Raw genomic sequence first — 1,250 nt, 5'->3', positions numbered from 1 at the left:
GTCAGGGTAGGTGCGAAAGGGGTTGTGTGATGGTCGGGTCGAGGAATGCGGGCAGGGTCGGTCGGTACGGTCTGGCGTGGGAGTTCGAATTCCGGGTCTGGGAACTACGCGGGCAGGGACTCTCGATCGAGGAGATCGCTTCCACGGTCGAGAAGTCCGCGACCTGGGTCTCGCGGATCATCTCGCGCCGCGGGGGAATGCCACCGCGGCGCATCCCTCCGGGATCACGGGCCCGCAAGGGCCAGCACTTGACGATCTCGGATCGCGAAGCGATCCTCGCCGGTCTGGCCGCGGGGTATTCGATGCGCACGATCGCAGCATCGCTGGGGGTGAGTCCCTCGACGATCAGTCGCGAGGTCGCGCGGAATCGTGATCGCAGGCTCGTCGGGGCCGGGGTCGATTACTCCCCGGCACGCGCCCAGCTCAAAGCGGTGCATCGCCGGCACCGGGTGCGGCCGTGCAAACTCGCGACGAACGCCCGGTTGCGGGACTGGGTGCAGGAGAAACTCAGCCAGCAGCGATGGTCACCGAAACTCATCGCGTTGATGCTGGTCGAGGAGTTCCCCGACGATGTGTCTATGAGAGTCAGTCACGAAACGATCTATCAAGCGCTCTACGTGCAGGCCAAGGGCGGACTCAGACGTGAGCTCACCACGTACCTGCGGACCCGCAGGAAACAGCGGAAGTCCCGTTCCAGCACGGAACGACGCGGCCGGATCAGTGACATGGTCAATATCGCCGACCGGCCCTTCGACCCTGATGATCGCAGTGTGCCCGGGCACTGGGAGGGCGATGAGATCATCGGGAAGGACCACAAGAGCGCGCTGGTCACGGTGGTGGAGCGCCAGACCCGGTACGCGGTGATCATCCGGCTGCCCGATGGGCATGGGCCCGAACCCGTCGCCCGGGTGATCGCAGAGCGATTCGGGGAGTTCCCGACCCGGATGCGCAAGTCCTTGACCTGGGATCAGGGAGTCGAGATGGGGCAGCACAAGCAGATCACCGCCGCGACGAAGATGGACGTGTATTTCTGTGACCCGCATTCCCCGTGGCAGCGCGGGACGAACGAGAACACCAACGGACTCATCCGCGGGTTCTTCCCCAAAGGCACAGACTTCCGCGACGTCACCGATGAAGAAGTCGCCCACGTAGAGTACCTGATCAACACGCGGCCGAGGCCCACACTCGAGTTGCAGACCCCGGCCGACATGTTCGAAAAGCTCCTGATGCGTTAGAAGCTTGACACCACC

1 protein-coding gene is annotated in these 1,250 nt (G+C 64.1%); it reads left to right on the top strand.

Annotated elements, in window-relative coordinates; genetic code table 11:
- The coding region (locus AB0I45_RS13910) for an IS30 family transposase (protein WP_360318945.1) at positions 1-1,235 on the top strand (1,235 nt) is incomplete at its 5' end.
- Between the last annotated feature and the right edge of the window lie 15 nt (positions 1,236-1,250).

This window comes from Brevibacterium sp. NPDC049920, assembly GCF_040656435.1.
Lineage (GTDB): Bacteria > Actinomycetota > Actinomycetes > Actinomycetales > Brevibacteriaceae > Brevibacterium > Brevibacterium pityocampae.
Note: the sequence above shows the minus strand (reverse complement) of the source record. Positions and strands in the feature narration are given on the sequence as shown.